Source organism: Mesorhizobium sp. M4B.F.Ca.ET.089.01.1.1 (assembly GCF_004022605.1).
Classification (GTDB): domain Bacteria; phylum Pseudomonadota; class Alphaproteobacteria; order Rhizobiales; family Rhizobiaceae; genus Mesorhizobium; species Mesorhizobium abyssinicae.
Genome location: NZ_RZOS01000052.1, coordinates 1 through 21830, shown reverse-complemented (window position 1 = coordinate 21830; position 21830 = coordinate 1). Strand labels below are relative to the sequence as shown.

Below are 21830 nucleotides of genomic sequence, written 5' to 3'. Positions count from 1 at the left end.
CTATACCCATGCCCGCCCCGGCGATGCCGTCGGCGACCGGCTGAACCGGGCGAAGAAGCTGCAGGATCTGAAGAAGAACCATGCCGAGTCGTCGATGGCGGTTGCCCGCGCGGCGCTCGACGCGCAGGATTTCGCCACCGCCCGGCGCGAGGCGGACGCTGCGATCCGCATGGATCGGCGCGAAGGCGCCTATCTGCTCCTGGCCGACATCGAGGAGGCCGAGACAGGTGACCAGGGCAAGGTGAGGCAATTGCTGTCCAAGGCGGTCCGGGCGCCGCGCGATCCGGCCTGGGTCGCCGACGGCGTCGTCTCCGAGCATTGGGCGCCGGTGTCGCCAGTCACCGGCAAACTCGACGCCTTCGAATGGCGGGCGCCGATGGAGCGGCTCGGGCACCTGATCGACAGCCATGAGGACGGCCCGGAGACAGTCGTGCCGGCGATCACCGTGGGGCCGGCGGCGGAGAAGGAAAAGACGATAGAGGCCGTTGCGCCGGACGGCTCGGTCGCGACCCCGGCCTCAGACGAGGACCAGGTGAAGCCGGTCACCGCGGCCGCCTTTGCCGCCGTGCCCGACGATGCCGAAGGGGTGGAGCCGGCGGAGGAACTGGCGAGGCTGCCCGACGATCCCGGTGTCGATCCGGACGATGAGGCGGAAAAATCGCCGCGCCGGTTTCGTTTGTTTTGAGGCCGGGATCGATCCGGGCCGTATGGGAATGAAGTGATGTTCGAACGTGTCCTGTCTTTCCTGAGGGATCTGCCGGCGGGTGCTGCCCGCGCCAACGCGGACGATCCGCGCGTCGCCGCGTCGGCGCTGCTCTACCACGTGATGAGCGCCGACGGCGTGCGCCAGGATGTCGAGTGGGAGCGGTTCAAGGCTGTGTTGGCGCAGACCTATTCGATCAGCGGCGAGGAGCTCGACGCGCTGGCCGCCGCCGGCGAGCGGGCCGACAATGAGGCGATCGACCTCTATGCCTTCACCAGCGTGCTGAAGCGCCATCTCGACGCCGAGGCGCGCAAGGCGTTCGTCGGCCTGATGTGGGAGATTGTCTACGCCGACGGCGAATTGCACGAGCTGGAGGACAACACGGTGTGGCGCGTCGCCGAGCTGATCGGCGTCGAACGGCGCGACCGCGTCGAGGCGCGCCAGAAGGCCGCCGCGCAGGCGCCCGGTGCCCGCGGAACCCCAAGTGACGAATAGACTGGGCGACGAATAGACAGGGGTTCCGCCTTCCGATGCCGCCGAGACCGCGTTCGAAACCAAAGATCCTGATCGTGCTACATCAGGAGAGTTCGAGCCCCGGTCGCGTCGGCCACATGCTTCTGGAAGAAGGCTTCGATCTCGACATCCGCCGGCCGCCACTCGGCGATGAATTGCCGGGCACGCTGGACGGCCATGCCGGCGCGGTGGTGTTCGGCGGGCCGATGAGCGCCAATGACGAGGACGATTTCGTCCGCCGCGAGACCAACTGGCTCAACATTCCGCTGAAGGAGAACCGGCCATTGCTCGGCATCTGCCTCGGCGCGCAGATGCTGGTCAACCATCTCGGCGGCAAGGTCGAGGGCCACGGCGAGGGGCTGGTCGAGATCGGCTGGTATCCGCTCAAGGCGACCGAGGCCGGCAAGAAGCTGATGCACTGGCCGGAGATGGTCTACCAGTTCCATCGCGAGGGTTTTTCGCTGCCGAAGGACGCGACGCTCTTGGCGACGGCCGAGACCTATCCCAACCAGGCCTTCCGCTATGGCGACAATGCCTGGGGCATCCAGTTCCATGGCGAACTGACCCGGGTGATGATGCAGCGCTGGGTGGTGCGCGGCGCGCACCGCTTCGAACTGCCCGGCGCGCAGCCCGGCCGCGACCATCTCGGCGGCCGGCTGATCTGGGACATGCATCTGAAACGCTGGCTGGGCGAATTCCTGGGGCTGATCTTCGGCAAGCCGGCGGTGGGGTAAAGACCAATTGCTTTGAGCAGAGGAGCTTGACCTTAGCTTCCGATTTGTGACGCTGCCGACATCAGCTCCCGAGTGTTCGGGGCGCCGAACAGGCCGCCATCGAGGACCTCGTTGGAGGCCCAGCGAACGACGCCATCGCGGTCCAGCAGGAACTGGCCGACGAGCTGCCCTATGCCGGTTGCCATCATCTGTTGATCCGCTTCAGTGATGTCGTAGCCGTCTTTCTTGTTCAGATATTCGAGCGCCGCAAACGGGTCCATCGGTTCCGGCATCTCGTCCGGCAATTCGACCCGTATCGACTTCACATCGCTCATCGAAACCTTTTGCGGCCATGCGCTCTCGTGTTCGGTGATCTGCATATTCGGCAACCCGAAGGCGCGGTGTGAAGTCCGCTCCGGATCGGATGCCGCGAGGCCTAGCATCGGATGGTAGCGGAGATAAAGGCGCGCCCGCTCGACAGGTGTGTTTACCACCGTCAGGCTTTCGATGCCCTTCGCATTGAGGGCTGGGGTGAGTTGCGAAAGTATGGCGATATGGCGCCTGCAAAAGGGGCAATGCAAGCCTCTATACAGTCCGACCAGCACTGGTTTCTCGCCTCGGAAATCGTCGATGGCGATCTTGCCCTCGCGGGTAATCGCGTCGAGCACGAAATTGGGCGCCGTTTCGCCAAGTTGCAGCGGGCCTATGTTGAGACGTTCTGGCATGCTGATCCCTCCTCCCGGGTCAATTCACGACGGACGTGCGGGCGGGTGGCTTGAGCCCATGTGCGGCACATACGTCCTTGGGCATGCTGAAATGGCGGTCGGCCTTAGTCAGGTCGGCGTCGATAGTCCAATTATAGCACGGAGTGGGCGGACGCTAAGGCGTTCTTACGGAGGACCACGCTTACCAGATGGCGCTGGTGTCCGCTTTAGCCCGGTTGCCGGCCTAAGCCCCGTAGATTGACCGTCCGATATATGTCTGGAGCCGAGAGCTGCAGGTCCGCTGACGGCTTACCGGCTATCCAGTTCCACGGCGAGCTGACCCGGGTGACGCTGCGCTGGGTGATCTTCGGCACGCCGGCGGGGGATAGAGCAAAAGCCGGTTGCTCAAAGCTGCAGTCTCGTCGCTCTCGGCGGCGCCGCGAATCTGTGCTAAGCGCCGCCAATCAATCAAAGGACGACAGCTGTGAACGAACTCACCGTGGCCGAGGCGACCGAGAACATCTACGCCTCACTCCGAGCGGACAATGCCGATATCGATGTACATATCGCGACACTCAAGGCGGCGCTGGCACGAGAGGGGAAAAAACAGGCGGTGTTCGATCCGGCCAAATTGGCGCAGAGCAACCGCTCCGGTCGCAAGTTGATGCAGGCCTATTTTCGGCAGCGCGGCGTTAGCGTGAGCTTTTCGGAGTACTAGTGCCCGCGCGCGGGTGATCTCAAGCGCGCCGCCGGCCCGGCGGTTCGCGTCCTGACGTTGCGTCCAGGCAATCTTAGGTACTATGTGGCAAGATTGGCTTCCCATTGCCGGCAAGCCGATCCCGAGACCCAATGCACCCACCTGAACGGCTCAGATTCTGGAGCGAGCGACTTGCGGACGATGTTTCGCCTCGCGACATGCTCGCCAGCATCTCCGACGATGCAAGCAAGCGCCTGGTCGCATTGCGAGCGGCCATGCGCGCCTTCCCTGGAATTGCACGCATTGGCGATGGGCCCTGGGGATTGGGGCGCGAAATAGACCTTCCCATTCGCTTGCATTCAATCCGGGCAATCTTCGTCACCTGGAGCGAATTCGTTTTCGATGGTGTTCGCAACGATGCGCGGCGTGAGGCCTTCGACGCCCTTGCGACGCCGCTGGCCAAACTCGACGAGGCGCTTCCCGACTTTTACCAGCGCAATATCATAAGCAGCGACTATGCCGTTGCTGCCTGGCAGGACGCGACCGAAGCTGCTCGAAGGGGAGTTTCGCTTGTCGAAGCGATTGCGGCGCTGGAATTTCGCGACCTCGCATTCGATCGGGACCGCTCCTATCGGGATTTCCTCGACACGCTCAGCATATACGGTCCGGCCGGACGCGATGACATGGCCAGGTGGCGGGCGGCGCAACGCGTCGCCATAGGGGCGGATTGCGCTGTCCTGCGAGAAGGCGAGATGACAAGATCGGAACTTGCGCTTGCTCCGCTTTGGCCTGATGCGACCACAGCCGCCCTGGAAACCAATCTCACGATGAACCTGAGTTTCAAAAACGCGCAAGATCTGGGACATGGCATTGAGAAGTGGCTACGCGAGCGCAAGGACGGTTCCCTGATCCTCGGCATCGGCGTTGAGCAAGCGCGAGAGCGCGTCGTGCGGACCGCGAATCTCGCCTGTTCATTCTGGGAAACCCGGCCCGCTACCGTCGCGTGCCATGCTTTCGACTATTGCCTGCACGGAGATTTGCAGAACCCGACCTGGGGCGACGAGACAAGCCGCCGACCCTGACTGCCGAAAGTTCGATGAGTGATAGAACGAGGGGACGGTGTCCGTGCGACCGCGACGCTTCTGCGCCCTGCGGTCCCACGAGCAAATCGACAACGCATTCCCGCACACGTCTCGCAGCAAATTTGGTATGCATATGCGAGGGAGAAGGGGGATCTCGTGTCGTCTTCAGATGTAACGGGTTCATCCAGCCACGCGGGCTGGGGATTGGCTGCAAAGCTGTTTACAACCCTCGTCCTTCTTGGCGCCATCGCGGTCATGGTCAGCGGGGCGCTCGGTTACTTCCGCGCCCGCGACGCTCTCGAAAAAGCAGTCTTTGACCAACTCACGGCCGCTCGCCAGACCAAGACGCGCCAGGTTGAAAACTACTTCCGCACGATCCAGGCGGAACTGCGACTGCTTGCGACTTCCAAGATGGTGGTCGATGCGACACGCGAGTTCCGGACCGCGGTCGAGCAACTCGACCGGGCAGGCGCGCCGCCTGAGCTGCGGCAGAGGGTCGGCGATTGGTACGCTGAGAACTTCATCCCCGGAATGACGCGCACCCTGGGCAGGGAACCAGCCCTGTCGGACTACCTGCCGGTCGATGGTGCCCCCTACGATCTGCAGTATCACTACATTGTGGAAAATCCGAACCCCGCGGAGCGGCGCAAGCTTCTCGACGACGCCGGCGACGGAAGCGAATACTCCAGGCTGCATGCCATATATCACCCATTGATGCGCGCTGCGGCTACCACGGTGGGCTTTTTCGATCTCATGATTGCCGACCCCAAATCAGGTCGCCTGATCTATACGGTCGAGAAGGAGGTGGATTTCACCACGTCTCTTCAGTTGGGTCCGTATCGCAGCGCCAACGTCGCGGCTGCCGTCGCCCGCTGCTCGCAGATCGCAGACCCGTCAGCCATCTGCCTCGTGGATTTCGCCTCTTATGCGCCGTCAGGCGGCGCGCCGATCGCCTTCATGGCAGCACCGGTGATTGCCCAGGGCGCCGTCATCGGCGTGCTGGTCGCGAAACTGTCGAATGATGAGATCGACAGCGTTGTCACCGGCCACCGCCGCTGGCGGCAGGAAGGGTTCGGCGACACGGGTGGGGCCTATCTCGTCGGACCCGATTATCTGGCGCGCTCTGGCCCGCGGGCATTCTACGAGAACCGGGATAGCTTCTTCGCCGACCTCAAGTCCGTCGGCGCCTCGGAAGAGGAGATCGCCGCCATTCAGCGTTACGGGACACCAGTGCTGCATCAGCGCATTGACACCGAGGCCTCCCGTGCCGCGCTCGCCGGTGTCGAGGGCACGGGCGAGATCATCGGATACCGTGGCGTCCCAACGCTCGCTTCATGGGGACCGCTCGCGATTTCCGACCTCAAGTGGGCTCTCGTCGCCAAGGTCGACAGCGCCGAGGCCTTCGCACCGATCGCCGAACTCCGCCGGGATCTGTTGCTCGTCGGAGGACTGGCGATGCTTGTGGTCGCGGCCACCGCCGCCTGGCTTTCGCGCGCGCTGCTCGGACCGCTCCGCGATCTCACTGCTGGGGTGAAACGCTTCTCTGCCGGCGACTATGCGACCAGCGTGCCGGTCCGCACGCGCGACGAGATTGGCGAACTCTGCTCGGCCTTCAATGGCATGGTTGAGGATCTGCGCCAGAAGAATGTCGTGATCGAGAACAAGAACCGCGAGAATGAGCAGCTGCTGCTCAACGTCCTGCCGGCACCGATCGCCAATCGGCTGCGCGCTGGCGAGGAGAGGATCGCCGACGGCTTCGCCGAGGTCACGGTCGCCTTCGCAGACCTGGTCGGGTTCACGGCACTGACATCGGAAATGCCGCCGCACGATGTCGTGATGTTTCTCAACGGACTCTTCACGCGCTTCGACGTTGCCGCCAACGATCTTGGCATCGAGAAGATCAAGACGGTGGGCGACTCCTATATGGCGGTGTGCGGCCTGCCCGTGCCGATGGCCAACCACGCCGAGCGCATGGTCCGCATGGCCATCCGCATGGTCCACATTACCCGTGAGCACGCGATGGAACACAACGTCTCGATGAAGCTCAGGGTTGGCGTCAACAGCGGGCCAGTGGTCGCCGGAGTCATTGGGAAGAGTAAGTACATCTATGATTTATGGGGTGACACAGTGAACCTGGCGAGCCGCATGGAGTCTGGCGGAGTTCCCGATTCTGTTCAGGTAACGCGCCCCGTCTACGAACAGCTCAAGCACCAATTCGTCTTCGAGCCGCGGGGCGCCATCGAGGTCAAAGGCAAGGGAAAAGTGGAAGCCTGGGTGTTGAGGTTCTAGTCGCGGGGGCAGCTCCGATGGTGTTGATGCGTTCAATGAGCGATCCAAGATCAAGGCCACAAATGGCAAAGTGACTGCTTTGGGGACGCGGCGGAAATGTTGCCGACGACCGGGATGAGGTCCGAAGTCGAAATAGCTTGTCGCGCTCACCCCCCAAAGCGGACGGACGGCTTCCGGCTAACTGCGGCATTTTCCACTTTGAGGCGAAATAGTTCTCAACTATGGTTTGCCAGCCTAAAGGCATGGGGGATTGCCGATGGTTTTATCACGCAGGGGTGTCGTGACCGGCGGCCTGGCACTGGTCGTGGTCGGTGCAACCGGCAATACTGTTGGAGCCGCGGCGGCAAAATCCTTTTTCGCCGGTACCGCCACCGACAACAATTTTGTCTATCGCAAGACCAACTTCGCCAAGATCGACAAGCGATGGCATCGCCAGATCGTCAAGTATTTCAGCAGCGAGTCGGTCGGCACCGTCGTGGTCGATACCCGCCACCACTTTCTCTACCTCATCATGGAAAACAAGACCGCCATCCGCTACGGCGTCGGCGTCGGCAAGGAGGGCTTCAAGTGGTACGGCCGCGCGACGATCGACCGCCGCGCGCTCTGGCCGCAATGGGTCCCGCCCCCCGAAATGCTTAAGCGCAGGCCGGAGCTACCGCCCATGATCGCAGGCGGCGCGCCCAACAATCCGCTCGGGCCGCGCGCGCTCTATCTGTACCGCGACGGCGCCGACATAGGGTACCGCCTGCATGGCACGCTGGAACCATGGAGCATCGGCACCGACGCTTCCAGCGGCTGCATCCGCATGTTCCCGGAAGACATCATAGACCTATACCAGCGGTGCCCGATCGGCACCGCGGTGGAGGTCCTGCCGCACATCGCCGACCAGGCGCCCGCTTCCACCACTGTCGAATGATGGCGCACCATGAACCGCATGATTGAAAACACGCGTCGGCTGCTCGCCGCCGGCCTGCTGGTGGTGGCCGCATCCTGCTCGACCAGCAACACGCTGGCCCCGGCCACGCCCGATGTCACCAACGCCGAGATTGCCGGCTTCCAAAACGTGCAGCCGGGCAGCGAGGAGGATTTTATCCTCAATGTCGGCCGCCGCACCTTTTTCACGAAAGGTTCGGCGGAGCTCGATTCGGTCGCCAAGACCACCCTCGACACCCAGATCGCCTGGTTGGCAAAGTATCCGCGCTGGCTGCTCAAGCTGCAGGGTTTCGCCGACGATCCCGGCGCAAGCGAAACGGCGCTGTCGCAGCAGCGCGCCGATGCCGTGATGAACTACCTCGCCGCCGGCGGTATAGACCGCAACCGCATGTGGGCGAAGGGCTACGGCAAGGACAGGCTGGTCCGCGACTGTCCCGACACCGCCTGCAGGTCGCAGAACCGCCGCGTTGTGTCCAATCTGCGCGATGAGAGGGACGACTCGTAGGGCTGCTGTCTTGCTTGTCACCAAGTCAGAGTCTCACAGCGCGACGGAATTTACCCGTCTCTCCACTCCGGCCTGCATCATCCGCCAGCGCCCGCCTTGGCCTCCGGCATAACCTGCAGCAACGGTTGCGGGGATACTGCGATCTCTCCCGTGAAGGGCCGGTCGTGGGCGAGAATTAACAGAACGGATGCCGCCACACCGGTCGCAAAACTTCCAAGAGCGATCGCCGATGCCATTCGGTTGTCACTATGGACGACCGCGATCGCGAGAAGCGCACAGAAGGCTTGCAGGATCAGGCAGGCCCACTTCGTGGGGTTGACCTGTGCCGAGCTGACGAGAACCCGTTGGCGACGCGCCTCGAAGGCGTCTTCAAGCGCCCTCGTCATCTCGCGCTGCGCGATCTCCTGGCCGGGATTGCCTGGCGCCAAAGCCAGCGTCGTCCGCAGCGCCTCGTGAAGCGCCGGCGGGATTATGGTGAGGGTCGCCGCGCTCTCGGCCATCAGCGGCCACTCCTGGCTCGTCGTTTCCTCGATATAGCTGCGCACCAGCGCCTGCAGGCGCGCCTCGGGCTCCCCTGGAAAGCTGCTCGCCAGAACCACGACCGACCGCAACGCGCTGGCCTCACGATTGACTGCCGCATTGGCGCGATCGTTGTCGCTCCAGACCTGAGCCGCGGTGAACGCCACAAATAGGCCAAAGATGATCCCGAGCGGTGGCAACATGCCAGGCGAAAGCGCCTTGAATGACCGCGCCGTGGAGCCCGCAGACAGAGCGGCGATGACTTGGTGCAAGATGAGCGCGACGATATAGGTGGCCCCGAACACGACGACAGCCATCCAAGCGAGTGGAAGAGTATGCAACCAGCCACTCATAGTAGCCCCTGCCCGATCCTGAGAATTCGTCGTCAGGCGTTTGTAAGGCCGTCATTCCGCTCGTGGCAATGCCACTGTGTTCCTTAGTGTCGACAATCTCTACGCATGGCATCGAGTGTCAGCTTTGCGCCTCTTGTCGGCCGTTGAGGGGCACCTTTGCCAACTCGTGAAAGCAGACATTGCCGGCAACGAGGCTTGACGGTCGTGGTCGCGACTGACGCAAAGATCAGTCGAGGCTGATCCGCGTTCCCTTGGCGCCGTTGAGCAGCCGCTTGAGATGGAAGCTGGCGAGCTGGTCGTCCGGACATTTGCCGATCTGCGCGGCGAAAGCCGTAAGCGCGTTTGCATCGCCGGCCTCCAATCTGCCGAAGGCTTCAAGATAGCTGGCTGTCGAAGGATCATCATACTGCTTTGACGACAAAGGCTCGAACGCGCGCAGCGCCTCGGCCCTGCCGCGCAGCATTAGATCGCCGACCGGCCGTCCGCGGAAGCCGTCGACCCTTGCAGCGGCGCTCGCGCTGACGCAGATGCGCGTGCCCAGCTGCTTGTTGGCGCTTTCCAGCCGAGCCGCTATATTGATGGTGTCGCCATAGGCCGTGTAGTCGAAGAAGCGGCCTCCGCCGAAATTTCCGACCAGCGCCGGACCTGCATGGACACCGATGCGGGTCGTACCGACCGCGACGCCCTTGTCGCGCCAGCTATCGCGGAACGATTGCGACAGCGCGTCGAGTTCGAGCGCGCAGGCAACCGCGCGCGCCGCATGGTCCTGCTGCTCGCCAGGCGCGCCGAACAGCACATGCAGCGCATCGCCGACGATCTTGGCGACGGTGCCTTCATGCGCGAACACGACGTTGGTCATGCTGGCCAAATAGTCGTTGAGGAGCGCGCCTAGCGTGGCAGGGTCGATCGTTTCCACCAGCGTGGTGAAGCTGGTAATGTCGGTGAACAGCGAGGCGACCTCGCGCCACTGCCCGGCTAGCGCCGACCCGTCGGCGTCGCCAGCCAGCCGCTCGGCCAGATTGGGCGAGAAGTAGCGCGACAGCGATGCATGCGCGCGCTCCGCGAGCGCTTGCCGCCTATGCGCCTCGTGCAGCACCTCGCGATGCTTCAAGGTCTTGGCGATCGTGGTCTCCAGGTCGGCAAAGTCGATCGGCTTAGTGATGAAGTCGAAGGCGCCGCGGTTCATCGCAGTGCGGATGTTGGCCATATCACCGTAAGCGGAGACGATGACCGTCGAAAGCTGCTGCCCCTCGGCCTGCTGCAGCTTCTCCAGCAGCGAAAGGCCGTCCATACGGGGCATGTTGATGTCGCACAGCACCATGTCGATGTCGCTGTTGCCGTCGATGACGGACAGGGCGTCCACACCATCGCTGGCAAACAGGAAAATGACCGCGCCGTCGCGGATCTGACGCCGGAACTTCTGGACGATCAAGACTTCAAGGTCGGGCTCGTCGTCGACCACGAGGATGCGCGCCGTCACGCCACCATTCCCAGCCGCGTTTCGATCTGTTGCCTGAGCGCCGCAAAGTCGATCGGCTTGGTCATCAGCGCTTCGGCGCCGTCCTCCAGCGCCTTGCGCTTGGTTTCGGCGTCGCCATAGGCGGTGATCATGATGACCGGGACGTCGGGCCGCAGCACTTTGATCTTGGGCAGCAGCTCGAGCCCGCTCATGCCGGGCATGTTGATGTCGGACAGCACCAGGATCAGTGTCACCCCTTTGGCGTGGTCGATCTGCTCCAACGCATCGACCGCCGATTGCGCGAACTCCATGGTGAAGCGGCTGGCTCGGATGTCGCGGCGGAACTGCTGGCGAAACAGCGGCTCGACGTCGGGCTCGTCGTCAATGACCAGGATGAGGAGGCTCATACTTCACCTCCCGATTTTGCGAGCGAGGCCGCAGCGCGCGGCAGCACAATCCGGAACTCGGTGAACTCGCCTGGCTGGCTGTCGACGTCGATCGTGCCGGCATGCTGTTTGACGACGATGTCGTGGCTGAGCGACAGGCCGAGCCCGGTGCCCTCGCCGGCTGGCTTGGTCGTGAAGAATGGATTGAACATCTTCTCCTTCACCTCCGGCGGAATGCCAGTGCCGTTGTCGCGGATCCTGATTTCGACACGGTCGCCGAGACTCCTGGTGGCGGCGCAGAGCGTCGGCTCATAGCCCGTGCGTTTCGCCGCGGCGCTGCGCTTGGCCGTTGCATAAAAGCCGTTGGAGATGAGGTTGAGAAGCACCCGCGTGATCTCCTGCGGGTAGAGATCGACATCCCCCGCCTGCGGGTCGAAATTCCGCCTCAGCGTGACGTTGAATCCCGGCTTCTCGGCGCGCGCCCCGTGATAGGCAAGGTTCAGGCTCTCCTCCACGACGGCATTGATGTCGATCGGACGATGCTCTCCTGAACCCGCGCGCGAATGCAGGAGCATGTTCCTGACGATGGAATCGGCCCGCTTGCCGTGCTGGCCCACCTTGTCGAGATTGCTCTTGAGCATGGCTGTCAGCTCGGCGACCTCTTCGCGCACGGATGCCTCCAAAGGCGCTCCGGCCAGCACACTGCTCAAATCATCGATGAGCTCGCTGGAGAGCGCTGAGAAGTTGTTGACGAAGTTGAGCGGGTTCTTGATCTCGTGGGCGATACCGGCGGTCAACTGGCCGAGTGAGGCGAGCTTCTCCGTTTGCACGAGGCGGTCCTGCGCGGTCCTCAGATCTTCGAGCGAGCGTGACAATTCGCGGGTACGCGCCTGCACCTCGTCGAACAGCCGTACGTTCTCGATCGCTATGCCGGACTGGTCGGCAAACGTCTCGACAAGCTCGATCTGCCTCGGCGTGAAGTCCCGCACCTGTGACCGCGTCAGGGCGAACACTCCGACCGGCGCGCCTTCGCGCAAGATCGGAACGCATAGAATGGTTCGGTAGCCGCCGAGCTTCTGAAGCTGCGTTGCCCCGTAGTCCGGGTCGGCGAGCACGTCCGAAACGTGGACGGCGCGGGCTTCGAGGGCCACCCTTCCGGTGACGCTGTCGCGACCGGGGGCGAAGGGATTGGCTTTGGCGAAAGCCGCGGCTTCAGGCAAATTGCCGAAGTTGGCCGACCATCGGTAGAGATCGCCGTCGCGCTTGAAGATGACGCTCGTGTCCGCGTCGCACAGCTTGGCCGCTGATTCTGCCAGCGTGTCGAGAACCGGCTGCAGGTCGAATGTGGAACGGCTGATCGCCTTCAGAACATCCGCCGTTGCCGTCTGCTGCTGCAGCGACTCGCTTAGCTCCGCAGTCCGCGCCTTGACCTCATCAAACAGGCGGACATTTTCGATGGCGATCACGGCCTGGTCGGCGAAGGTCTTCAGAAGTTCGACTTGCTTAGCGGCAAGAAAGCCCGTCTCAGCACGCCCGACTGCTATGCAACCGATGGGCAGGCCGTCACGCAGCATCGGCACGGCGACAGCACTGCGCAGGCCCGAAAAAGCCGCCGCGGCGCGATGCGTGAATTCACTATCCAGGGTGAGGTCCGGGATCTGCGCCACGTCAAGATATAGAATTGCCCGTTCGGCAGCGCTGCCGCGAGTAGGTGCCACGGGAAAGGTGTTGCGCACGATCTCAACGCTTTCTTCGGTGATGCCGTAGTGCGCGACGAAATGGAGAAGCTCGCCGTCAAATCTGTAGACAAAGCAGAACTGTGCTTCGCACAGACGGGCGGCGCTTTGCGCGATCATATTAAACACTGGCTGCCCATCGGTGGGCGAGCGGCTGATAACGCTGAGCACATCGCTGGTCGCCGTCTGGTACTCCAGCGCCTCTGTGGCCTCCCGTGTCCGCTGCTGCACCTCCTCGAAAAGGCGGACGTTCTCGATCGCAATTACGGCCTGGTCGGCAAAGGTCTGGACAAGTTCGATCTGGCTATCGGTGAAGGCCCCGGGTTCAGGTCGCGTCATTGCGAAGACGCCAATTACCGATCCTTCGCGCATTAGCGGTACACAGAGCACAGCCGAATAACCTCCGAGTCGCGGAGCTTCGGGAAGGCCATGTTCGGTGTCCTTGGTAACATCCGGAATATGGACGACTGCCTTGTCGAGTGCTGTTCGGCCGACCCAGGATTGTCGGCTGATCGGACTCGGATTCGCCTCTTCATACGCGCGATATTCCGGGGTTTGCTCGTAGCCTGCCGCAAGGCGGAAGACGTCGCCGTCCCGCATAAAGATGCCAGACAATTTCGCACCGCAGAGCCTCACTGCAGAATCGATAAGTGTCTGCAGGACGCTCTGCAGGTTGAATGCGGAGCGGCTTATGACCTTGAGTACATCCGCGGTCGCGGTCTGCTGCTGCAATGCTTCGCCAAGCTCGGCGGTGCGCGCCTGTACCTCTTCGAAGAGCCGCACATTGCCGATCGCGATGACGGCCTGGTTGGCGAAAGTTTTGAGGAGGCCGATTTGGTTGTCGCTAAAGGGCCGCGCCTCGATGCGCCGGATCATAAGCGCTCCGATTGCTTTTCCTTCCTGCAACAGCGGAGTGGCGAGAATCGCGCGGAAACCAAGACGTTGAGCCATCATTCGGGCAGTTGCAAACTCCTCTCCAGCGATGGTCAGGTCGGGAACGTGGACCGGAACCCGATCCAATACGGCGCGGCCGGTAACGACGTCGCGCGCGACCGGCAAGCCAGCACCGTCAATCGGAATTGGTCCGTGATGCGCTCCCACTGCCAGCCTGCCGGAGCGCAGCAGATAGATCGTTGCGTCATAGGCGTCGCAGAGCCGAGCGGCACTTTCAGCGACGGCGTCCAGCACAGGCTGAATGTCCGTAGGGGACCCGGCGATCACTTGCAAAATCGCGCCGGTGGCCATCTGCTGTTCCAGCGACTCGGCTAGGTCGCGGTTGCGGGACTCGACCTCTTCGAACAGCCGCACGTTCTCGATCGCGATGACCGCCTGATCCGAAAATGTCTGCACCAGTTCGATTTCGCGCGTACTGAACGTCGAGACCGACGAGCGGGCGAGGACGAAGACGCCGGTCACGGCGCCGTCACGCATCAGCGGAACGCCCAGCAGGGTGCGGAAGCCGCCGAGCCGTTGGCCTTCGATGTTGGTATACTCCGGATCGTCGAGAACGTCGGCAATCTGCTCTACGGACCCGCTCTGGGCAACACGGGCGGCGATGCTGCCCCGGCCCGGCGTGACCGGGAGGTTGTTCATGTGGTCTTGGAATTCTTGGCTCCATCCGATCTGTACCGTCGGCTGCAACACGTCGCCCTGGCGCAGATAGATGTAGCCCATCCCGGAATGACAGAGGTCGGACGCGGACTTCACAAGCGTGTGCAGCACGGAATCGAGATCGAACACCGAACTGCTGATCGTCTTCAACACTTGGGCCGTCGCCGTCTGCTGATCCAGCGCCTCGGCCAGTTCACGATTGTGCCCCTCGACTTTCTCGATCAGACGAGCATTCTCGATGGCGATCACCGCCTGGTCGGCGAAGCTCTCGACCAGTTCGACTTGACGTGGTGAAAATAGCCCGATCGTCCGACGCCCCATGCCGAATACGCCGATGGTCTCCTGACCCCGCTTCAGCGGAACAGCAAGTACTCCGCGGAAACTCCCCATGATTGCCGCTTCCGGTCTTTCGTATTCTGGGTCTTCGAGCGCGTCCGCCACGTGGATCGTCAATCCCTCCAGCGCGGCGCGGCCCTGGAACGTCCCTCGTCCCACGACATGTGGGTTGGCTCGTTCGTAGGCATGCAGCTCGGCAGCCTGTCCGCCGCCTGCCATGAACCGCAGCGTATCGCCAACGCGCAATGTGATTGCGCCCATGTCCGCCCCAGCCAGGCGTATTGCCGAGTCGACCAGCGTCTGCAGTACCGGTTGAAGATCGAAGGCCGACCGGCTGATTGCCTTGAGCACATCGGCGGTCGCGGTCTGCTGCTCCAGCGCCTCGCCGAGATCGCGCGGGCGCGCCTGCACCTCCTCGAAGAGGCGGACATTTTCGATGGCGATGACGGCCTGATCGGCGAAAGTTTTGAGTAGCTCGACTTGTTTTTCGCTGAACGGTCTGACCTCCGTTCGGCGAATGACGAGCGCTCCAATGGCCTCGTCCTCACGCAGCAAAGGGGTGGCGAGAATTGTCCGGTGACCAAGCCGCAGCGCCATCGATCGGCCTGCAGGGAATTCGCCCTCCAGCGCGAGCAGATCATGCACGTGGATCGGCCTGCGATCGATCACCGCGCGGCCGGTGACCCACTCCCGCGTGATCGGAAAAGTGGCGAAGTCGATGGGGATCGGCCCGTGGTGTGCGCCAATGGCCAGCGATTCCCCTTGCCGCAGAAAGATCGCCGCGTCATAGGCGTCGCAGAGTTGTGCGGCGTTTTCCGCGACCGCATTCAGGACCGGTTGGATGTCGGTCGGCGATGCAGCGATCACCCTGAGGATCGCACTCGTCGCAGACTGCTGTTCAAGGAGATTGGCGACCTCCGCAGTGCGCACCTGATTTTCTTCGCGCGCCGCTGTCAACTCGGTTCGGAGCGAGCTGATAGCCATCTCAGAGTCGGAGTCGGACCCTCCCACTGAGTGCTCCTGTCTTTCTCTGCTCAGTGTCGGCTTTGGCCAGCCTAGCGTCAAGTTTGGTGACCTGCAACGTCCGTTTGTGACGCAACGCGGCCGCTTTGGTGATGCACCTGAGCGTATTGCTGACAGGGAATACGTCCGAGATGGGATCGTAGGTCGAGTGCCCGCTTCTTCGCACCTTGACCTAAAACCAGTCGGTCAGCTTCCGGCCCCATCTCAGCCATTATCGGCGCAAGCTTGATTGGCCCGAGCGTCGGATCCAGCGGCTTGGATACGGCGCCAATCAATTCCGGCCGTTGAGGTGCCGTACCCGCCGCAGTGCCGGGAACAGCCAGGCCCACAGGCCTGCGACCGCGACGGCGCCGATGCCGCCGATCACCACCGCCGGCACGGTGCCGATCAGCGCCGCCATGGTGCCGGCGCGGAATTCGCCGACCTCGTTGGAGGCGCCGACGAAGACCTGGTTCACCGCATTGACGCGCCCGCGCACCTCGTCAGGCGTCCACAGCTGGATCAGCGTCTCGCGGATATAGACGCTGAACATGTCGGTGGCGCCGAGCAGGGCAAGGGCCAGGATCGACAGCCAGGTGATGGTTGAAACGCCGAACAGAACCGTGACAGCGCCGAACAGACCGACGAAGCCCAGCATGATCTTGCCGGCATGGTCGCGGATCGGGTGGCCGGCCAGCCAGACTGCGACGCAGATGGCGCCGATGCCGGGTGCCGAGCGCAGCAGGCCGAGGCCCCAGGGTCCAAGCTCGAGGATGTCGCGCGCATAGACCGGCAGCAGCGCCGAGGCGCCCGACAGGAGCACGGCAAACAGATCGAGCGAGATGGCGCCGAGCACGATCTTCTCGCTCCAGATGTAGCGGAAGCCGGCAAACAGCGTTTCCATCGTCGGCTTGTCGGTGGCGGTCTGCTGGGCGGGCTTCGGAATGGTGAAAACGAGCAGCGCCGCAACCAGCATCAGGACGGCGGCGGTGATGTAGGCCGTCTCCGCCGAAAGCCCGTAGAGCAGGCCGCCGGCGACGGGCCCGACAATGGTTGCCGTCTGCCAGGCCGACGAATTCCAGGCGATCGCATTGGCGAAGTCCTCCGGCGGCACCAGATTGGCGAACAGCGAGGATGAGGCCGGTCCATAGAAGGCGCGCGCTATGCCGAACATCGCAAGCACCACAAAGATCGGCAGCGGGCCGGCGAGGCCGCGCAACGTAAGCAGCAAGAGCGCAACCGCACAGCCCGCTTCGATCAGCGACGACAAGGTCATGATCAGGCGGCGGCCGAAGCGGTCGGCGACGACGCCGGTGACCAACACCAGGAGCAGCGACGGCAGGAACTGGACGATGCCGACGATGCCGAGGTCGAAGGGATCGCGGGTCAGATCGTAGACCTGCCAGCCGACGGCGACGGAGACGATCATGGTGGCGAAGGTGGTGAGGAAGCGCGCCGCCCAGTAGCTGAGGAAGGGCCTGTGCCGGAAGGCGGCATAGCGCTGGTCCGGCGATGTCTGTTCGGCAGTCATGGAGAGAAAGGCCCCGTTGCGAAAAAGGCCGGCGGGGCAACTTCCACGATGGGCGCTGGTCCGGCCAGATGACCTTCTAGCAAAGATCGCGGCGGGATGTGTGGCAGAATCGGCGCTGGATCAAGAAAATTCCGGCTGGCGGCAACGCGGGACGGAAAGTCAGTCCCTTAGCGCGGCGGAGATGGCCTCCAGCCCGCCGCGCAATTCGGCCTCCTTCGGCCAGCCGAAGCCGATACGGAAGAAGCGCTTAGGCATCTCGAACCAATGGCCGGGGCCAACATAGGTGCCATGGTCTTCCAGCAGCCTTGCGTAGAAGCGGTCGAGGTCGAAATCGGCGCCGACATTCAGGCGAGGGAAGCCGACGCCGCCGCCTTCCGGCCGCACCCAGCCGACCAGCGGCTCGCGGTCTATCCAGGCCTGGACGATGTCGCGGCGCTTGGCCATGTCGGGCAGCAGTGTCGCCAAAAAGGCGTCGCGCCGCTGGAGCATGCCGCGCGCGATGGCTTCGTCGATGACGCTGCCGCAGATGCCGATCTGCTCCTTGGCGGCGAGGAACCTTTCCTGGAGCGCGGTGTCGCGCGTGACCAGCCAGCCGATGCGGACGCCGGGAATGCCGAAAGCCTTTGACAGCGACGAGACGCTGATCGCCGAGCGGCTCAGCGATGCCGCCGCCGGCAGGCGCCGCCCGTAGGAAAGGTCGCGATAGGTCTCGTCGACCAGCAAATGGCATTGCCGGCTTTCGGCCAGCGCCACCAGCGCGTCGAGATCGGCCCGGCCCATCATCGTGCCTGTCGGATTGTGCGGGCAGGTGACGCTGATCAGGCGGGTGTTAGGCCGCATCGCCGCGGCGAGACGATCGACATCGACGGCGAAGTCGTCGTCGAAGTCGAGGTCGACATAGGAGATGGCGCAGCCGATCGCCCGGGGCGTCTCGATGTTGGTGGCGTAGTTGGGCCTGACGACGACGAGGTGGTCGCGCTCGGACAGCAGCGCGGTCGAGATGATGAACAGCGCGCCGGCGGCACCCGCGGTGACCAGCACGTCATCCGGCGAAAGCCCGTCGTCCTGTGCCGCGACCAGGGCGCGCAATTCCCGGTCGCCGCGATGTTCGCCGTAGAACAGCGTCAGATCCGGCAGCGACAGACCCATGTCGGAGAGCTTCTGGTCGGCGATCGAGCTTTCGGAGAGATTGAAGCGGATGCGGTCGTAGCCGTATTCCTCCGGCGCCTCCTTCTCGATCACCATCCGTGCGTAGTTCATGGCTGCCCCCGACACTGTCGGGGTTATCCAAGCCCAAAAGCATGAAGCCTGCCAAGGCGGATTCGCCGGCAGGCTTCTGTTCCAGTCGTTGAAACTATTGGCTCAGCGCCGTGGGTAGCTCAGGCCGAAACCTTTTTCCTGCCCCTGGTCTTGACCGGCTCGGCGGCCTTGCGGCCAAGGCCGATCGACTTCGCCAGCTCGGAACGCGAGGCGGCATAGTTGGGGGCGACCATCGGGTAGTCGGCCGGCAGGCCCCACTTGGTGCGGTAGGCTTCCGGCGTCAGCCCGAAATGGACGCCAAGATGGCGCTTCAGCGATTTGAACTTCTTGCCGTCCTCGAGGCAGATGATGTAGTCCGGCGTCACCGAACGCCTGGGATTGACCGCGGGGACGAGCGGCGCGGCGACCGGTTCGGGCGGCTGGCCGAGGCTGCTGATCGAGGCGCTGACGCTGGCGATGAGCTCGCTGAGGCCGGAGGCAGGCAGACGGTTCTTCTCGACGTAGGCGGAAACGATGTGGGCGGTAAGCTCGAGCAGGTCGATTTCCTTGCGAGCGTCATTGCTGTCGTCGGCCAATTTATTTCTCCGTCGGTAGGGGGTGGCGCGACTCCTAGTCGGCAAATCTGCTCAACGCAATGAGTTCGCGCCGCGAAACACGTTATTTTGAATAACTATACTGAGATGTAATACTATCAGACGATCAGCGCCTTGTCGCGCCACAGTCGAAAACCGCCTTCGAAAGCACGCGTATTGTCGCCGCGCCTGGAATCGGCGGGCATTTGATCAAGCTTGTCGACGTTGCCGCCGCCGATGACGACGTAGTCGGGCTGCAGGGCGGCGCGAAGCCTGTCGACGACGTCGAACACGGATTTGCGCCATTTCCTCTTGCCGCGCTTCTCCAGCCCGCGCTCGCCGACATAGTCCTCGAAGCTGCCGCCCTTCTTGTAGGGAAGGTGGGCGAGTTCCATCGGCTGGGCGACATTGTCGACGATCATAGCGGCGCCGAGGCCGGTGCCGAGGCCGAGGAACAGCATGCGCCCGCCCTCATAGCTGCCGATGGCCTGCATCAGCGCGTCGTTGATCACCTTCACCGGCTTGCCGAAGGCGGCGGCGAAGTCGTGGCCCGCCCAACCCTTGCCGAGATTGGCGGGGTCGGCGAAAGGCCGGTTGTGGGCGACCGGGCCGGGGTAGCCCATCGAGATCACGTCATAGGAGAGGCCCTCGGCCAGCGTCTTCACCGAGGCGATCATCTGCTGCGGCGTCAGGCCGGGGCCGGACTCGGCGCGGCGCATCTCGCCGCCGGCGCTGGTCAGGATCTTGACGTGCGAGCCGCCGATGTCGATCGTCAGCACGATCGGTTCCGCGTCCGCCGCCGCCGGCTTTGCCGCCTTGGCCATGTCGTTGCCTCCCGCGCTTATTTCGATGGGTTGATCCAACCGTTCGGCGGGCCGAAGCCGTTCATGGCATCGGCCGGTCCCCAGCTCTTCGGCGCGTAGACGTGCGGCGCCGTCGTGTCGCCAAGCACCGGGCCGACAATGCGCCAGGCAAGCTCGGCCGCATCCTGGCGGGTGAACAGCTGGCCGTTGCCGTTCATGGCGTCGCCGATCAGCCGCTCATAGGGCGGCATGTCGCCCTTCGAGTCGTCGAGCGCCGTCAGTTCCACCTGCTCGCCGACCATGTCGTCGCCGGCCACCTTGCGCTGGGCGCCGATCGAGATCGCCACCTGCGGGTCGATGCGGAAGCGGACATAGTTGGCGTCGTCCGGTTTGATCGGGTCGAAGACATCGAGCGGCGGCCGCTTCAGCCGCACGATCACCTCGGTGGCATGCACCGGCATATTCTTGCCGGCGCGGATGAAGAAGGGCACGTCCTGCCAGCGCCAGGTGTCGACGAAGAAGCGGACCGCGGCGAAGGTCTCCACCGGGGAGTTGGGCTTGACACCCGGCTCCGCCAGATAGCCGTCGAACTGGCCGCGCACGACATCTTCCTTGGTCAGCGTGCGGATGGCGCGGAGCACCTGCACCTTCTCGTCGATCAGGTCGTCGGCCGAGCGGCCGACCGGCGGCTCCATGGCGAGCAGCAACAATATGTTGAGCAGGTGGTTCTCGATGACATCGCGGATGCAGCCGACATCGTCATAGAATTTGCCGCGACCGTCGATGCCGAAATCCTCGGCCATGGTGATCTGCACGCTCTCGACGAAATTGCGGTTCCAGATCGGCTCGAGGAAGGCATTGGCGAAGCGGAAATAGAGCAGGTTCTGGATCGCTTCCTTGCCGAGATAGTGGTCGATGCGGAAGATCGACTGCTCGTCGAACACCAGGTGCAGCACCCGGTTCAGCCAGCGCGCCGACTGCAAATCGTGGCCGAAGGGCTTTTCCACCATCAGCCGCGCGCCGCGCGCGGTGCCGGACTGCTCCAGCCCCTGGACGACGGTCTCGAACATGGTCGGCGGCACCGCCATGTAGTGCAGCGGGTGCTGGGCGGAGCCGAGTGCTGTCTTCAGTTTCTCGAAGGTCGCGCCGTCGCGGTAGTCGCCGCTGACATAGCGCAGTTGCGAGGCCAGCTTGGCGAACACCGTCTCGTCGACGCTGCCCAGCGCGGTGGCGATGCCGTCGCGGGCGCGCGCCTGCAATTTGCCGATGTCCCAGGGGTCGAAGGCGACGCCGATCACCGGCTCGGTCAGCGTCGCCTTGGCGACCATCTGGTAAAGTGCCGGGAATATCTTCTTGTGGGCGAGGTCGCCGGTCGCTCCGAAGAGCACCAGCGTGTCGGACCGTTCCTGGCTCATCAATGTCTTCCCCCGCACTCAGGCGCCGGTCTTCGGCTTCTCGACATGGCCGCCGAAGGCGTAGCGCATGGCGGAGAGCAGCTTGTCGGCGAATTCGGATTCGCCTTGCGAGGAGAAGCGGTCGAACAGCGCCGAGGACAGCACCGGCGCCGGCACGCCGGTGTCGATCGCCGCCTTCAGCGTCCAGCGGCCTTCGCCGGAATCCGAAACGCGACCGCCGAACTGCGTCAGCGCCGGGTCGTTCTTCAGCGCGCCGGCGGTGAGATCGAGCAGCCAGGAGCCGATGACGCTGCCGTGACGCCAGACCTCGGCGACCTGCGGCAGGTCGATGTCGAACTGGTAGTATTGCGGGTTCTCTAGCGGGCTGGTCTCGGCGTCGGCGGTGCGCGCGCGCTTGCCGGCATTCGCCGACTTCAGGATGTTGATGCCTTCCGCATAGGCGGCCATGACGCCGTATTCGATGCCGTTGTGGACCATCTTGACGAAATGGCCGGCGCCACTCGGCCCGCAATGCAGATAGCCGTAGGGCGCGGTGCCGGCGTCCTTGGCCGGCGTGCTGCCGGCGTCGGCGCCGGGCGCCAGCGTGGCGAAGATCGGATCGAGATGGCGAACCGCCTCGTCCGGGCCGCCGATCATCAGGCAGTAGCCGCGATCCAGGCCCCAGACGCCGCCGCTGGTGCCGACATCGACATAGTTGATGCCCTTGGC

Annotated in this window: 18 protein-coding genes and 1 pseudogene; 8 read left to right on the top strand and 11 right to left on the bottom strand. The window is 63.6% G+C overall.

The window, feature by feature from the left end:
• The 3 genes and pseudogenes from EN780_RS08115 to EN780_RS08105 form a co-directional block, all read left to right on the top strand.
• Positions 1-685 (top strand): annotated as a pseudogene (locus EN780_RS08115) (heme biosynthesis protein HemY); the annotation flags it as partial.
• A gap of 36 nt (positions 686-721) precedes the next feature.
• Positions 722-1198, top strand: a complete 477-nt coding sequence (locus tag EN780_RS08110; RefSeq protein ID WP_127311882.1) for a TerB family tellurite resistance protein — start codon at positions 722-724, stop codon at positions 1196-1198.
• Between the two features lie 35 nt (positions 1199-1233).
• Complete coding sequence (locus tag EN780_RS08105; protein ID WP_127287384.1) at positions 1234-1950, top strand: glutamine amidotransferase; 717 nt, start codon at positions 1234-1236, stop codon at positions 1948-1950.
• 32 nt (positions 1951-1982) lie between these two features.
• On the opposite strand, the gene EN780_RS08100 is transcribed toward EN780_RS08105, so the two are convergent.
• Positions 1983-2654 carry a peroxiredoxin-like family protein gene (locus tag EN780_RS08100; RefSeq protein ID WP_128273079.1) on the bottom strand — a complete coding sequence of 224 codons (672 nt, stop codon included), beginning with the start codon at positions 2652-2654 and terminating at the stop codon, positions 1983-1985.
• Between the two features lie 463 nt (positions 2655-3117).
• Between EN780_RS08100 and EN780_RS08095 the strand changes: the two genes are divergently transcribed.
• The 5 genes from EN780_RS08095 to EN780_RS08075 all read left to right on the top strand — a co-directional run bounded on the left by EN780_RS08095 (position 3118) and on the right by EN780_RS08075 (position 8139).
• Complete coding sequence (locus EN780_RS08095; RefSeq protein WP_128273077.1) at positions 3118-3351, top strand: hypothetical protein; 234 nt, start codon at positions 3118-3120, stop codon at positions 3349-3351.
• 197 nt (positions 3352-3548) lie between these two features.
• Positions 3549-4412, top strand: coding sequence for a hypothetical protein (locus EN780_RS08090; protein WP_128273075.1), 864 nt, complete (start codon positions 3549-3551; stop codon positions 4410-4412).
• A gap of 204 nt (positions 4413-4616) precedes the next feature.
• On the top strand, positions 4617-6701 hold the full coding sequence (locus EN780_RS08085) for an adenylate/guanylate cyclase domain-containing protein (RefSeq protein ID WP_128273073.1): 2085 nt from the start codon (positions 4617-4619) through the stop codon (positions 6699-6701).
• A gap of 256 nt (positions 6702-6957) precedes the next feature.
• A complete protein-coding gene (locus EN780_RS08080) occupies positions 6958-7617 on the top strand; it encodes a L,D-transpeptidase (protein ID WP_128273071.1) in 660 nt (219 codons plus the stop codon).
• 9 nt (positions 7618-7626) lie between these two features.
• Complete coding sequence (locus tag EN780_RS08075; protein ID WP_128273069.1) at positions 7627-8139, top strand: OmpA family protein; 513 nt, start codon at positions 7627-7629, stop codon at positions 8137-8139.
• A 77-nt stretch (positions 8140-8216) separates the two neighbouring features.
• Here the strand turns inward: EN780_RS08075 and EN780_RS08070 are convergent, their stop codons facing one another.
• From EN780_RS08070 to EN780_RS08015, 10 genes are all read right to left on the bottom strand, one after another.
• Positions 8217-8975: a DUF4239 domain-containing protein gene (locus tag EN780_RS08070; RefSeq protein ID WP_245499911.1), complete on the bottom strand. Its 759-nt coding sequence runs from the start codon at positions 8973-8975 to the stop codon at positions 8217-8219.
• A gap of 262 nt (positions 8976-9237) precedes the next feature.
• Entirely contained in the window at positions 9238-10491 is a 1254-nt protein-coding gene (locus EN780_RS08065) for an adenylate/guanylate cyclase domain-containing protein (protein ID WP_128273065.1), read from the bottom strand.
• Positions 10488-10877: a response regulator gene (locus EN780_RS08060; protein WP_128273063.1), complete on the bottom strand. Its 390-nt coding sequence runs from the start codon at positions 10875-10877 to the stop codon at positions 10488-10490. Before EN780_RS08060 ends, EN780_RS08065 begins: the two co-directional genes overlap by 4 nt.
• A complete protein-coding gene (locus EN780_RS40530; protein WP_245499910.1) occupies positions 10874-15523 on the bottom strand; it encodes a GAF domain-containing protein in 4650 nt (1549 codons plus the stop codon). Before EN780_RS40530 ends, EN780_RS08060 begins: the two co-directional genes overlap by 4 nt.
• 310 nt (positions 15524-15833) lie before the next feature.
• Positions 15834-17072 carry an MFS transporter gene (locus tag EN780_RS08040; protein ID WP_127283070.1) on the bottom strand — a complete coding sequence of 413 codons (1239 nt, stop codon included), beginning with the start codon at positions 17070-17072 and terminating at the stop codon, positions 15834-15836.
• A 159-nt stretch (positions 17073-17231) separates the two neighbouring features.
• A complete protein-coding gene (locus EN780_RS08035; protein WP_128273061.1) occupies positions 17232-18332 on the bottom strand; it encodes an aminotransferase class I/II-fold pyridoxal phosphate-dependent enzyme in 1101 nt (366 codons plus the stop codon).
• A gap of 119 nt (positions 18333-18451) precedes the next feature.
• A complete protein-coding gene (locus tag EN780_RS08030; RefSeq protein WP_127283072.1) occupies positions 18452-18907 on the bottom strand; it encodes a MucR family transcriptional regulator in 456 nt (151 codons plus the stop codon).
• Between the two features lie 116 nt (positions 18908-19023).
• Positions 19024-19728 (bottom strand): ROK family protein, encoded by a 705-nt coding sequence (locus EN780_RS08025; RefSeq protein ID WP_127283073.1) that lies wholly within the window; start codon positions 19726-19728, stop codon positions 19024-19026.
• Positions 19729-19745: 17 nt separating this feature from the next.
• Positions 19746-21122: a glucose-6-phosphate dehydrogenase gene (gene zwf / locus EN780_RS08020; RefSeq protein ID WP_128273059.1), complete on the bottom strand. Its 1377-nt coding sequence runs from the start codon at positions 21120-21122 to the stop codon at positions 19746-19748.
• 18 nt (positions 21123-21140) lie between these two features.
• Positions 21141-21830 (bottom strand): NADP-dependent phosphogluconate dehydrogenase (locus EN780_RS08015; protein ID WP_128273057.1); only part of this gene is annotated, 690 nt, incomplete at its 5' end.